We start from the raw sequence: 13,783 nt of genomic DNA, 5'->3' as shown, positions 1-13,783 counted from the left end.
ATGAGAAAACTCATTATTGCAGGGAATTGGAAAATGAATGGCACCATTGCATCTGGATCAATTCTGATCGAAGCGTTTAACAGCGTGTTACAAGATATGGAATTGTTCTGTGATGTAGTTGTATGTCCGCCTTTCACAGCCATCGAACATGCGGTAGCATTGACGAAAAATACAGCTATGGAAGTAGGCGCACAAACTATGGATTATCATGATGCTGGTGCGTTCACTGGTGAAATTTCACCACTTATGCTTACAGAGGTAGGCGTTAATTATGTAATCATTGGTCATTCTGAGCGCCGTGAATATTATGGCGAAACAGATGAGACGGTAAATGCAAAAATTAAAAGTGCATTTCATCATAATTTGAATCCTATTGTCTGTGTTGGTGAAAGCTTAGAACAACGTGAAACTGGTCATACGATTGACTGGATTACGTCACAACTTAAAGGGGCTTTGGCTGATATTCCTAAAGAGCAAGTCAGCCAATTGATTATTGCGTATGAACCAATTTGGGCTATCGGTACTGGCAAGACCGCAACGGCTGATCAAGCCGAAGAGGTATGTAAAGAAATTCGAAGTTACATTCGATCTTTATACGATAGTGAAACTGCTGAGGCAATACGCATCCAATATGGTGGTAGCGTTAAATCAGAAAATGCATTAGAAATTCTTGGAGAGCCTAATATAGATGGAGCTCTTGTAGGTGGTGCATCCCTTGTGGTTGATGAATTTATTGATATTATTAAAGCGGCGAATCAAGTAAGCGCTTAATATGAGGTTAAAAATGGCTAAATTAGAGGCTCCCGTAATGCTAGTCATCTTAGATGGCTTTGGCTTGGGGGATCAAACAGATACAACCAATGCTGTAGTACAGGCGAAGCCGCTCTGTTTTAATCAATTATGGGATACGTATCCACATACAACATTAGAAGCATCAGGGCTTGCGGTAGGCCTTCCAGAAGGTCAAATGGGGAACTCTGAAGTAGGCCATTTAAATCTTGGCTCTGGTCGCATCGTCTATCAAGATTTGACACGTATTACAAAAGATGTCGAGTCCGGTGAGTTTTATAATCGTCCTGTTATGAAGGAACTATACAAAGTAGCTAAAGAACAAAGCTTACATCTTATTGGGTTAGTTTCAGACGGCAATGTGCATTGCTCCTTAGATCACATTAAGGCAGTCATTAAAGGAGCTCATGATAATGGGATCGAGCATGTGTATGTACATGCTTTGCTCGATGGTCGTGATGTAGCTCCGCAATGTGCACAAGGTTATTTAAAAGACTTAGAAGCGTATATGGCTGAGTTAAACTGTGGCAAGATTGCTACTGTGAGTGGTCGCTATTATGCGATGGACCGCGATAATCGTTGGGATCGTGTTGAGTTGGCATACAATGCGATTGTAAATGGTCAAGGTGAAACAGCTGCATCTGCTTGTGAAGCGGTGCAACAGTCCTATGATAAAGATGCAGCAGATGAGTTTGTTCTTCCTACAGTCATTGATGGTGAAGGAACCATCAAAAATGGTGATGCTGTCATCTTCTGTAACTTCCGTCCAGATCGTGGTCGTGAACTTACAAAAGCACTAGTATTACCTGATTTTGATGGCTTTAAACGGAAGCCACTATCTATATATATGGCAACTATGACAAAATACGAGGATGGTTTGCCCGTACATATTGTGTATGAAAAGGATACATTATCTGAAACATTAGGTGAAGTTCTAAGTGCAGGTGGTTATCGCCAATTGCGTATTGCGGAAACAGAAAAGTATGCTCATGTTACATATTTCTTCAATGGCGGTGAAGAGGAACCCTTTGAAGGTGAGGACCGCATTCTCGTAAAATCCCCTCAAGTGGCAACCTATGATTTACAGCCAGAAATGAGCGCTTATGAAGTGACCGATAAGGTTGTACAAGCAATTCAAGATGAAACGTATGATATGATCATTTTGAACTTTGCTAATCCAGATATGGTCGGTCATACGGGTAGCTTTGAAGCCGCTGTTAAAGCAGTTCAAGCTGTGGATACTTGTTTGGGGCGTATTGTAGAGGCTATTCGCAGCAAAAATGGTCATCTGTTGATTACAGCAGACCATGGCAATGCTGAGCTTATGGTCAACCATGAAACCGGTAAGGTGCATACGGCACATACTACGAATTTAGTTCCTTTAATTTTAATGAGCGACACACTTAAAACAGCTACATTAGAAGCTGGTAAACTATGTGATATTGCGCCTACATTATTAGACTTGGCTGGTATAGAACAACCAACAGCCATGACAGGACATAGTTTAGTGCATAAAGCATAATATGGAGCTTTCACTATATTAGTAGTTAATTAGAGTTATAAGCCTATAAGGTTAAGCTCAATATATATAATGGCTGTCAGATGGCAGTTATTCCATTAGATTTTATGAGGTGAAGAAATGGCAGTAATTGAACAAGTCATTGCAAGAGAGATTTTAGATTCCCGCGGTAATCCAACAGTTGAAGTTGAAGTATGTTTAGAAGATGGTACTATTGCGACAGCAGCAGTTCCATCTGGTGCTTCTACAGGTATGTTTGAAGCCGTAGAATTACGGGATGGAGATAAATCCCGTTACTCCGGTAAAGGTGTTTTAAAAGCTATCGATAATGTAAATGCTAAAATCGGTCCTGCACTTATCGGTTATGATGCTACAGAACAAGTAGCAATCGATAACTTGATGTTGCAACTTGACGGTACAGACAATAAATCTAACCTTGGTGCAAATGCAATTCTTGGCGTATCCATGGCAGTAGCTCGTGCGGCGGCTGAATCTTTGGACTTGCCATTATTTGTATATCTTGGTGGCTTCAATGCTAAAGAGTTGCCAGTTCCTATGATGAATATCTTGAATGGTGGCGCACATGCAGATAACAACGTAGATATTCAAGAATTCATGATCATGCCTGTAGGCGCTAAATCTTTTGCAGAAGCTCTTCGTAGCTGTGCAGAAGTATACCATACTTTGAAATCCGTACTTCACAATAAAGGTCTTAGTACTGCAGTAGGTGATGAAGGTGGTTTCGCACCTAACTTGTCATCTAATGAAGAAGCATTAGAAGTAATCTGTGAAGCTATTAAAGCTGCTGGTTATGAACCAGGAAAAGATTTCAAATTGGCACTTGATTCTGCATCTTCTGAATTCTACGAAGATGGTAAATACAATCTAGCTGGCGAAGGCAAAGTTAAAACAGCAGCTGAAATGGTTGACTTCTATGAGTACTTAGTAGGTAAATACCCAATCGTATCCATCGAAGATGGCCTTGCTGAAGAAGATTGGGACGGTTGGAAATTGTTGACAGATCGTCTTGGCGATCGCGTACAACTTGTTGGTGACGATTTATTTGTAACTAACACAAAACGTTTGGCTCGTGGTATTGAACTTGGTGTAGGTAACTCTATTCTTGTAAAAGTTAATCAAATTGGTACCCTCACTGAAGCTTTCGATGCTATGGAACTTGCTAAACGCGCAGGCTATACCTGTGTAGTATCTCACCGCTCTGGTGAAACTGAAGATACATTCATTGCAGATATTGCTGTAGCTGTAAATGCTGGTCAAATTAAGACTGGTGCACCAGCTCGTTCTGAACGTGTAGCGAAATATAACCAATTGCTTCGTATTGAAGAAATGTTATATGAAACAGCACAATATAAAGGTAATGATGTTTTTTATAACTTAAAATAAGATACGTTTTATCTAACAGTTTAATAAGGGCGCCCTTCGGGGCGCCTTTTTTGTATGTCTAAAAATAGAAAAGTTTTCGCTTCGTGGATTTTTAAAAATAAAAAAGGGATTTAGAGGCTGATGTCGAAACCTATAACGCCATATGCTAGTGTGAGGTAAAAACATACCGCAAGGTATTGGAGGTGACCATGTATGTAGACGTAACATTAGACGATATTATCTTGTATGCCTTAGAACACCATGTAAGCGATATCCACTTTGATCCCGTTAAAACTGGTGCTCATGTTCGGTTACGACAAGATGGACTGCTGCAACATTACATGACTGTATCATTTGAGGAAGCTGAACTCATTATCAATCGCATCAAGGTGTGTAGTTCTTTAGATATTAGCGAGAAGCGTTTACCCCAAGATGGTCGTTGGGCTTGGAGTCATAAAGATAAGTCTGTAACAATGCGTGTGTCTACATTGCCTAGCCTATATGGAGAAACCTTAGTATGTCGTCTTATGGGGAATGAAGGAAGCCATAAAGATTTAAAAGCGTTAGGGATGCGTAAAGATATTTTTGAGCATATTGCACAATTATTGAAACGTCCTTATGGCTTATTGCTTATCTGTGGGCCGACTGGCAGTGGTAAGACAGCCACCTTATACGCCATGTTACGTATGCTTAATTTAGAGGAAACAAAGTTAATCTGTCTAGAAGATCCTGTAGAGGCTGAAATAAAAGGGGCTATCCAAATTGGTATCAATGAAAAGATTGGTTTTACCTTTGCCAAAGGTCTTCGGTCTGTTTTACGGCAAGACCCAGATACGATTATGATTGGTGAAATTAGGGATAAGGAGACCGCAGAGTTAGCCGTTAAGTCTGCTTTAACGGGGCATCGCGTATTATCTACTATACATACCAATACAGCTATAGGCGTTGTAACACGACTCATGGATATGGGGGTAGAGCCGTATTTAATACGGGCTACATTAATGGGAGCTATTGCACAACGGCTAGTACGAAAATTCGATGGTACAGTATATCAAGGACGGACTGCTTTATTTGAATACTTAGAAATACCAGCTAATTTGGCTCATTGGGACCAATTAGAAACACATTTATTATTGTCATTAGAAGAGTCTGCTCGTGAGGCCGTATCTCAGCATGTTACATCTATAGAGGAGGTGCATCGTTGTGGACTTATGTTGTAAGAGTGAAAGTTTAGAAACTATTGTAGAAATGGCAATACAATTATCATCAACAGATATTCATCTACAATGTGGGCAGCCTATTTATTTGCGACATGGTGATGGATTAAAGGCTACTTCGTTTATGTGTACTACAGAATTAATCGAGGATATTTTGCGCCGTTGTGGTATAGCCTCCTATGAGTGGCAGTCGCTTGATGAGGCTTGTTCCTGTTGTGGTGTGCGGATCCGTATTCATCTATATCGAGCTAATCAGACTATATGTGGTACATTGCGATTACTCTGTCATCAACAACTAAAGTTAGATGACAATAGTGAGGGGCAACTGTTACAAAAATTATGTGAAGCACATGATGGTCTATTGCTTGTTTGTGGACCTACAGGCAGTGGTAAAAGTTTTACCTTAGCTTGTTGTATTGATTACATTAATCAGACTATGGAGCGGCACATTATTACCTTAGAGGACCCCATAGAATTTGAGTTTGCACCTAAGAAGTCTTTAATACATCAACGACAATTAGGTGCTGATATCAATACTATGTCAGATGGTATTCGAGATGCCTTACGAGAGGATCCGGATGTCATTATGGTAGGCGAACTTCGAGATCGTGAAACTCTTGAAGCGGCACTTCATGCGGCAGAGACTGGTCACCTTGTAATGGCGACCATGCATACACAGCGTGCAGTGATGGCTGTTCATCGTATGATTTCACTGTTTCCTGGGGAGCAACAAGAAGAGGTACGCAATCAAATATCTCAAGTGTTACGTGCCGTTATATGTCAGCGTTTACTTCGATGGAATAAAAAGTTCATTACTATTCGTGATATTTTGCTAAATACCCATGCAGTAGCAAATTTGATACGGACCCGTAAGGAACCACAAATCATTTCTATCCAAGAAACACAACTACCAATGAAAACATTAGAAATGGCTGTGCGAGATGTAAAGGCACAATATGGAGCTCAACAACAATTACATACCTTGCTTGATCAACAATTATCGTAGGTGAATATATGGAGGCTTATGAATATGTCGTAAAAAATAATCAAAATGAAACAGAAAAAGGTTTGATGTGGGGGGATTCAGAACAGGAAATTGCAATACGGTTAAAACGAGATGGCTATAAAATTTATAGGATATCGTTGCAGGATGAAAAAAAGAAACATAAATGGAATCATACTATGGTGGTAGATGTGACTTATCAATTAGGTCTACTCATTGAATCTGGTGTTCCATTACGGCGTGCCTTACAGTTACTCTGTCAGGGGAAACGAGGACTACTCTATACAGCTTTATATGAATCTATAGAGCGTGGTCAGACTTTATCACAAGCTTTACGAAGTGAAGGATGTCCTCCTATTGCTTTGGCTTTACTAGAAAGTGGTGAAGCAGCGGGCACCTTGGGTGAAAGTTTACAATATATATCCCGTCACTATGATTGGGAGAGGCAGCTGAAACAAAAGGTTATAAGTGCTATTTCTTACCCTTTATTTCTTCTTTTAATGATGAATATATTTTTTCTAGTCACCATTTTGTTTATTATTCCTTCATTTGAAAATGTATTTACCACTATGCATATTACATTACCTTTGATGACGCGAGCTCTTTTTGTATTAGGACAAGGGTTAAAATCGCATCCTCTAATGGTAATAGCTATACATTGTGTTGTAATAGGTTCATTAGCATTTGCTTATAAACAACATAGTATAAAGTGTAAAGTACATCGTTGGCTTTGGCTATTGGCTCACCGATACCAATGGAGTACTTGTGTGTACTATACGAGCATGTTAAAAGTTTGGGCTCTCTTACTAGATTCTGGTATCTCTATTATTCACACCATGAATATCACTCGCCCTTTGTGGGGGAATATATATGGTGCTGAATGTAGTGAACAGGTGGAAGCAAAGTTATTATCAGGACACTCATTTGAAGAAAGTTTGCGTAGTGGTCAAATAGGAAATTCTTTTATATGGCAAATGATCTCCATTGGAGAAGAGAGTGGCGAATTAGTAAAAATGTTAAACCACTGTGGATACTACTATGAATCTATACTTTCAAAATATATTTCTCGTTTAGAACGATTGTTGGAACCGATTCTACTAACCGTAATGGGAATTGGTGTAGCCGTATTAGTTGTATCTGTTATGTATCCCTTATTTACGTCCATTGCCAACTTAGGAGGTCAATAGACAATGTTATTACTTAACTATTAAAAAGGAGGATATTATGAATTCTTTTATGCATATGATTCATGGAGTGAATCATCAATTAGAAATGTGCGGTCAATGGGTCGTAGATCGATTACATATTTCTCGTGTTCGAGAAGGGTTTAAGAAATCGAGAAAAGGCGGATTTACTCTCGTTGAATTAATGGTTGTAGTGGCGGTTATCGCTATATTAGCAGCTATTGCGATGCCACAATTCTTATCTGCTGCGGATAAAGCTCGAAACGCTAAGGAAACAGCAGATATTCAAATTATAAAAAATGCCACTCAGTTGTATATGATCGATAAAAATGTCGATACACCTCCAACAGTAGAAAATTTATATAAGGAAGGTTATCTTACTGAACATGTTAAGACTGCAAAAGGGAAAGAATACACTATTACTTATGAAGTAGTCAGTGGTGGGACCTCAAAATCTGTTGTTGTTAAAGCACCTAATGAGCCTTAATTAACTTGTATAGGTTATGAATTACATACGTTAGTTATATGAAAGGACAAGGTATGAAAGGGACCAATTATGTAATAGGCCTTTTTGTATATATAGCATCTATAGTTCTGCCTATTATAGTTTCATCAAAAGCAATATCTTATACTCACATTGCTTTGTATGCTGTGTTTTCACTCATCATCATAGCAGGTGCTACCATCGATATGCATTACTATATATTGCCCGATGAAGGAGCGCTAGCTCTTGTAATAGGAGGGATTATGTATAGCTATATAAATGATAAATCTATGTTAGTAACCGTGTTAAGTGTTATGAGCGTAGGGGCTATTACATATGGACTTCGTTTGATCAGCCATAAAGGTTTTGGCATAGGAGATATTAAATGGTTTTCTGCTATTGCAATGTGGCTCTCGCCATGGGAAATTATATGTTTCTTTTACGTAGCATTTTGTGTTGGTTCTCTCTATCTCTTACTAACAGGTTATCGTAATCGATATATCCCTTTTGGTCCCTTTCTATGCTTTGGTGGATGGTGTGCCTTACATGGGGGTTCCTATATGGAGGTGCTTTACCAATGGTTAAGGTACAACTTATAAATCGTCAAAGTGGATCTTTACTGGCGGAATGGATTATTACACTTGGTTTAATTTTACTGCTCATCTCTATTGCTTTACCTATTGTAATAACACCTAGTCGTTATACCTTAAATGGTACTACGCAAGAGGTGGTGTATATGCTCAAGAAAGTTCAACTTTGGTCTATGCTAGGGCATAAATCTAATGGTAAAGGGAGAATGCTTTTTATATTAAATAAGGACAGTTACACCTTAGAGGAAGATGCTAATCATCATACGGTAAACATATCATTGCCGCCAAATATTGAGAGCACGCGGTCTATGACCATTATTTCTTTTTCAGCTTTAGGCTTACCTTATGATGGGACAGAAATTATTTTGAAAGATCGTGAAAGTGGTGAGAAAAATCGCATATGGATATCTGTACAAACGGGGCGTATTAGGTGGGAAGAAATGCACTGAAGGATTTATGTATGGCGATGCTTTAATATCAGCTGCTATAATCATGCTCATTTTACCTATTGTATTATCTATATTTTGGATGGCTACTCTTACGGTATATAAGGCGTATTATTGGGATCATATATTGCAAGATACCATAACGTATTTAGAAAGGGCTAAAGCTTCTTACTATAAAACTGGAACAATAGAAGCAGGTGTATATAACTCTCAATTCACTATGAGTCCTAGTGAAAAAATTACCTATAAAACACATATAAAGCCTGTAGTGATAGAAGGTGTATCTTTACAACGATTAACAGTAGATGCCATCGATAATCAATCTGTTGTCTACTCTCTATCAGTTGATTTGGAGGGGATACATTGAACGGCGAGGATATAGAAAAGGTAATTGGAAAGAACAAAGAATATAAGCAGAATCCTATAGCAAATAAGAATAAAAATAATAATAAGAAAAATAATAGTAAGAATAGAAATAATATGGGATTTATTTTGTATTCTACGCTCATTAGCATGACGATTTCTGTCATAGTTCTTACCATATTGTTAGGCATCGTATTCTATGCAGTTATGTGGGATGCTAAATTACTGGATAGTGTAGCTATGATGGAGGATGGCCGATATACACGGCGGATGGTTGTGGCTCAAATGATATGGAACCCTGTGAAGGTTACTGTAGAAGACCATAATAAGAGTTTATATATTCACGATACAAAACGTACAACCTTAACTGTACAACGTCATGCACTATACAGAAAATTAACAGATAGTAGCTTGCAGCCTGTCAGTGGCAGTCGAATTGTAGGAACTACAGATAAACGAAATGTGGGCTATACTCAGGAATATCCTTTTAGTGTTGATACTAATGGGACCGTGTATTTGCGCTGGTATATTAACAATCGTTTTGTTAATGATAGGAAATATACAAGTGGTTATGGAGGACTAACCATATATGAGGTCTCCATTGGACAGAGTGCTATTTATGATTGGTATAAAAGTAAAGAGGAGACAAGTCATGAACATAGGAGCCCATAACGCGGGCTTTATTACATATATAGCGATACTTACGATGTCCTTTTTATTACTATTAGCTTTTATGGGGCTTCGTATAGGACAAATATGTGAAAGTAATGTGGTAGATGAATTGCATTTGGAAGAAGCTCATTACGCAGCACAAAGAGGTGCTCATTGGTTTGTGGGCTATTGTAAATTAGGAAATGTATGGGACTTTCAAAATAAACTAGTTGTAATAGATGATGAAAATGTAGAGATTACTATTGAAGCGGACAGCTCAACAGATAATCCGCGTCATATTATGAGTTATGGAAAACTGAGGAATAGTGAAATCGTGAGTCGTGTACATATGTATGTGACCGTAGATAAAGAAAAACATATGCATGTTATAAAGGTAAAACCTTATTGAGGTGATTCTATGAAACGAAAAAAGAAAATACATTCTGGAGTATGTATAACTGATGAACATATTGTATGTGTTACCGCTCATATAGAAAATAAAACAATGGTCATTACCGATGCGTTGGAGATGAAGCGTACGGGACCTATTGATGAAGACGTTACAAAATTTATTGAAACTTATGATTTAGACGAAGGTGCTTATAGTATTGTAGCTAATATCGATACGCAAATGCATATGGCACCCTATGATCCTCACGATTTTGATATGAAGGAATTCATAAAGTGGAATGTAGAGGACTACTTTAGCTTTGATGGGGATAGTTTCCAAATGGATGCCTGTCGTCGAGAATATCCACGCCATAATTATCATATGTTTATGGTAGCTGTAGATCGACATTCTCTAGAACTTTTGAAACAAGGTATACGAGATACTTATGCACCCGTTGATGTTATTGATTTTTGGCCTATTCCTATTTGTTATTGCTTGATGCGGCGCAGCGGTACTGTAACAGGTGTTGTAGAAGAAGGCGCCATGCATTTATGGCTTTGGTGGAATGATATATGCATTCAAGAGTGTATTGTACCTATTACTGGTAGCGATGTAGCTGAAGCTATGGATAAGTTAGAAGTGAGATTACAAGACTTTGGTATAGATGAGATACAGGGAATTCGGATGTATGGGTTAGAATCTATAACAAATGAAGAACGGACAGATATGGAAGGTATAATTTCCATGTATGGAGAAACTGAATATATTCCATTATTATTTTTAGGTCGTGGTCGTAATCGTTGCAAGCAAGGACAATTAGATTGGGACATGGCTATCGGTATGGCAGCAAGGGGGCTTAAATGGATTGGATTGGGCTGGTAAGGATAGATATATTAATTTAATGCCTCGTTCGTTACGATGGCATAGTTTATGGCATACCTATCGATACCTTTTTTATGGGATAAGTCTTATATACGTTATAGTAGGATTTGTTACATTATATAGTTGTTGGTCAAGCTATCATAGCTATGAAAATAAGAAGACAGATTTTGTACGATTGCAAGCAAATGCTCAGTATCAAGAAATACATCAACATTATGGTGAATTAATGGAAATAAGAAATAAAATAATAAAGAATAAACTCTCTAAGAATCAGACTGATATATTACCCAATACAATGGTCGTATATATTCTTGATGTCGCCATGGCAGAACATATTAGTTTACAGCATCTTAGCATTAAGGAGGGACGTATCAGTATAGATGGTATAGGCACGAGTGACGAAGTGTGTCGTAAATTTATTGCTATTCTCCAACAAAAATTACTAGGAATGGAGTGTCATGGAACGGTTAAAGCAGACAAAGGTGTTTATACATTCCATATGGATGGATCTAAAAGAGAGCACAACGTATCAGGTCGAGAAAATATTAGCGGGCCTAGTGTTGTGGGGGATACTCATTAGTCTTTCTATGTATGGGCATATCTATTTTGAAGAAAAAAATAATAACATAAAAAATCAACAAGATAATTATCTTATACAAATGAATGCTGAGTCGGATTATATAGTGTCTAATGAAGCAAAACTATTAGAATCTTTTATAGAGAACAAGACATCAAATACAAGTTCTAATACAAGTATTTTTGATTCCTTGCAAGGAGAACCATTAATGATTGTCAGTACTGATGAGCATGAAGGTATACTAGAGTTAATGTTATTAGGTAGTACAGAGCGTATGATTAATTGGATAAATACTGTTGAAGAAAAGGATCCTTCACGCCGTATAGAAATAGAAGATATAGAACGTAAAGGTAATGTAGTTTATGTACATTGTGCAGTTAAATCGATTATAAAACCGTAATGAAAATCGTGTGTATTATATAAAGACAGATTATAGATTTTATGTCTATAGTCTGTCTTTGTTTTTGGGCCATTTTATAGTACAATGAAGGATATGTAATGATAAGGGGCACATAATAGATGATAATAAAACGGAATATTATGCTCATCGGCTCTATGGGAAGTGGCAAAAGTCACTTCGGACGAAACCTTGCGGAACGCAAGGGGTGGCAATTTGTAGATACCGATCGCGTATTAGAAAGTCGTTTTGGGTTGCCCATTGCTGAGATATTTAAAAAGATAGGAGAAAAAGCATTCCGCCGCGCCGAAATGGATGTACTAAAAAAGGTTTGCTTATACCATGAAGCAGTGATTTCTGTGGGGGGGAATTTTCCTATTGAACATCGCACCTTAAAGGTATTAAAAAAATATTCCTATATTATTGGTATCCGAGCTGCACAATTCCGTATTGTGAGTCGCGTGAATCGCCGTGTTGGGAAACGGCCTACCATGGACTATAGTAATGTGAATGCCTTTGTACATGCTATGATACAATCGTGGAAGCCCGTGTATAAGCAGTGCGATTTTGTACTAGATACAACAAATGGCCGGACCTATGATTTTATACAGCGTATTGAGGATGAATTAGATGCCTCAGATGTGCAATTTAAAGCAAGACGTCAACCCAATGATACAAACGATGTAGATGCTAAAGAAGCATCTAAAGATATACAATTGAATAATTACCAAAGTAGGAAGAAAGAGATTTCTGAAGCAGTATCAAAAAGAGCAATGTCTAATAAAATTCGTTATGATAAAAGGTATAAACAAAAGACTTCTAATCAAACGAATAAAAAAGGTAAGGCACATAATATATCCAAACAACGTACACCACAAGGGGGTAATGGATATGAGAAGAATCGCAATACTAACAAGCGGCGGAGACGCACCTGGAATGAACGCCGCCATAAGAGCGCTAACTAGAAAAGCTATACATGAAGGTTTTGAAGTATTTGGTATTGAACGTGGCTATTTAGGTATCATTGAGGAAAAGATATTTCCATTATCGAATCGAGACGTTGGTGGCATCATAACACAAGGTGGTACGATGCTGAAAACAGCACGTTTTCCAGAATTTCAAAATGAAGAGATTCAACGCAAAGCTTATAATATTTTGAAAGCTTATGACATTGACCATTTGGTTGTTATCGGTGGTGATGGCTCCATGCGTGGTGCTACAAGTTTATCTAAACTTGGCATGTCCACCATGACCATTCCATGTACGATAGATAATGACATGGGTGGTACACAATATACGATAGGCTATGATACGGCTCTTAATACGGTAGTTGATGCGGTTGGACGTATTCGGGATACCTCAAACTCCCATGAACGTGTAGCTATTGTGGAGGTTATGGGGCGCAAAGCTGGACATATTGCATTAAAGGCAGGCCTAGTTTGTGGGGCAGAAATAGTTTTGGTTCCTGAAAATCCAATGCCTTTACATGCGGTGTGTCGTCATTTAAAGGAAACACAAATTCGGGGTAAAGAATATAGTGTTATCCTTGTTGCAGAAGGTGCCTATAACAGCGGTGAGGTGAAAGCTTTCATCAAGGAGCATACGGAATTTGATCCTAGCTTAACCGTGTTAGGATACTTACAACGTGGTGGTGGTCCATCGGCATTTGATGCTATTTTAGCGGCTCGTATGAGTGAAGCCTGCCTTAATCTATTAATGAGTGGTGTCGATAACCGATTAGTAGGTTATATAGATGGTCATATCCGCGCCCTATCTTATGAAGAGGCAGAACGTCTTGAATTTCCAATTGATGAAAAGGATTATAGACTATTATCAATATTGAGTAGTTAATGGCCCGTAAGGGCCATTTTTTATATATCATAATTTATTCATTAATGAAATTATAT

Annotated in this window: 17 protein-coding genes; all 17 read left to right on the top strand. The window is 38.1% G+C overall.

Annotation, left to right across the window (positions count from 1 at the left end):
* On the top strand, window positions 1-771 hold the full coding sequence (gene tpiA, locus VPAR_RS05505; protein ID WP_012864494.1) for a triose-phosphate isomerase: 771 nt from the start codon (window positions 1-3) through the stop codon (window positions 769-771).
* Window positions 772-784: 13 nt separating this feature from the next.
* Window positions 785-2,311 (top strand): 2,3-bisphosphoglycerate-independent phosphoglycerate mutase, encoded by a 1,527-nt coding sequence (gpmI, locus tag VPAR_RS05500; RefSeq protein ID WP_012864493.1) that lies wholly within the window; start codon window positions 785-787, stop codon window positions 2,309-2,311.
* 117 nt (window positions 2,312-2,428) lie between these two features.
* The gene (eno, locus tag VPAR_RS05495) at window positions 2,429-3,712 is read left to right on the top strand and encodes a phosphopyruvate hydratase (RefSeq protein ID WP_012864492.1); all 1,284 of its coding nucleotides are present in this window, start codon (window positions 2,429-2,431) and stop codon (window positions 3,710-3,712) included.
* A 188-nt stretch (window positions 3,713-3,900) separates the two neighbouring features.
* On the top strand, window positions 3,901-4,911 hold the full coding sequence (locus VPAR_RS05490; RefSeq protein WP_012864491.1) for a GspE/PulE family protein: 1,011 nt from the start codon (window positions 3,901-3,903) through the stop codon (window positions 4,909-4,911).
* Window positions 4,895-5,914 carry a type IV pilus twitching motility protein PilT gene (locus VPAR_RS05485; protein WP_012864490.1) on the top strand — a complete coding sequence of 340 codons (1,020 nt, stop codon included), beginning with the start codon at window positions 4,895-4,897 and terminating at the stop codon, window positions 5,912-5,914. Before VPAR_RS05490 ends, VPAR_RS05485 begins: the two co-directional genes overlap by 17 nt.
* 8 nt (window positions 5,915-5,922) lie before the next feature.
* Window positions 5,923-7,098: a type II secretion system F family protein gene (locus VPAR_RS05480; protein ID WP_012864489.1), complete on the top strand. Its 1,176-nt coding sequence runs from the start codon at window positions 5,923-5,925 to the stop codon at window positions 7,096-7,098.
* A gap of 37 nt (window positions 7,099-7,135) precedes the next feature.
* Entirely contained in the window at window positions 7,136-7,582 is a 447-nt protein-coding gene (locus VPAR_RS05475) for a competence type IV pilus major pilin ComGC (RefSeq protein WP_012864488.1), read from the top strand.
* 53 nt (window positions 7,583-7,635) lie between these two features.
* Window positions 7,636-8,178 carry a prepilin peptidase gene (locus VPAR_RS05470; RefSeq protein WP_004696142.1) on the top strand — a complete coding sequence of 181 codons (543 nt, stop codon included), beginning with the start codon at window positions 7,636-7,638 and terminating at the stop codon, window positions 8,176-8,178.
* Entirely contained in the window at window positions 8,157-8,618 is a 462-nt protein-coding gene (locus tag VPAR_RS05465; RefSeq protein WP_012864487.1) for a hypothetical protein, read from the top strand. Before VPAR_RS05470 ends, VPAR_RS05465 begins: the two co-directional genes overlap by 22 nt.
* 7 nt (window positions 8,619-8,625) lie before the next feature.
* Window positions 8,626-8,982 (top strand): hypothetical protein, encoded by a 357-nt coding sequence (locus tag VPAR_RS05460; RefSeq protein ID WP_012864486.1) that lies wholly within the window; start codon window positions 8,626-8,628, stop codon window positions 8,980-8,982.
* The gene (locus VPAR_RS05455; protein WP_012864485.1) at window positions 8,979-9,650 is read left to right on the top strand and encodes a hypothetical protein; all 672 of its coding nucleotides are present in this window, start codon (window positions 8,979-8,981) and stop codon (window positions 9,648-9,650) included. Before VPAR_RS05460 ends, VPAR_RS05455 begins: the two co-directional genes overlap by 4 nt.
* Before the next feature lie 34 nt (window positions 9,651-9,684).
* Window positions 9,685-10,038 carry a hypothetical protein gene (locus VPAR_RS05450; RefSeq protein WP_231968113.1) on the top strand — a complete coding sequence of 118 codons (354 nt, stop codon included), beginning with the start codon at window positions 9,685-9,687 and terminating at the stop codon, window positions 10,036-10,038.
* Between the two features lie 9 nt (window positions 10,039-10,047).
* Window positions 10,048-10,902, top strand: a complete 855-nt coding sequence (locus VPAR_RS05445) for a hypothetical protein (RefSeq protein ID WP_012864483.1) — start codon at window positions 10,048-10,050, stop codon at window positions 10,900-10,902.
* Window positions 10,886-11,482, top strand: a complete 597-nt coding sequence (locus tag VPAR_RS05440; protein ID WP_042466778.1) for a PilN family protein — start codon at window positions 10,886-10,888, stop codon at window positions 11,480-11,482. Before VPAR_RS05445 ends, VPAR_RS05440 begins: the two co-directional genes overlap by 17 nt.
* A 7-nt stretch (window positions 11,483-11,489) precedes the next feature.
* Window positions 11,490-11,879: a hypothetical protein gene (locus tag VPAR_RS09645; protein WP_042466776.1), complete on the top strand. Its 390-nt coding sequence runs from the start codon at window positions 11,490-11,492 to the stop codon at window positions 11,877-11,879.
* A gap of 119 nt (window positions 11,880-11,998) precedes the next feature.
* Window positions 11,999-12,841 (top strand): shikimate kinase, encoded by an 843-nt coding sequence (locus VPAR_RS05430; protein WP_042466775.1) that lies wholly within the window; start codon window positions 11,999-12,001, stop codon window positions 12,839-12,841.
* On the top strand, window positions 12,813-13,727 hold the full coding sequence (locus VPAR_RS05425; protein ID WP_042466774.1) for an ATP-dependent 6-phosphofructokinase: 915 nt from the start codon (window positions 12,813-12,815) through the stop codon (window positions 13,725-13,727). Before VPAR_RS05430 ends, VPAR_RS05425 begins: the two co-directional genes overlap by 29 nt.
* Window positions 13,728-13,783 lie beyond the last annotated feature (56 nt).

It is taken from the genome of Veillonella parvula DSM 2008, assembly GCF_000024945.1.
Taxonomy (GTDB): domain Bacteria; phylum Bacillota; class Negativicutes; order Veillonellales; family Veillonellaceae; genus Veillonella; species Veillonella parvula.
The sequence above is the reverse complement of the archived record's forward strand: the minus strand, read 5'-3'. Positions and strand labels throughout refer to the sequence as shown.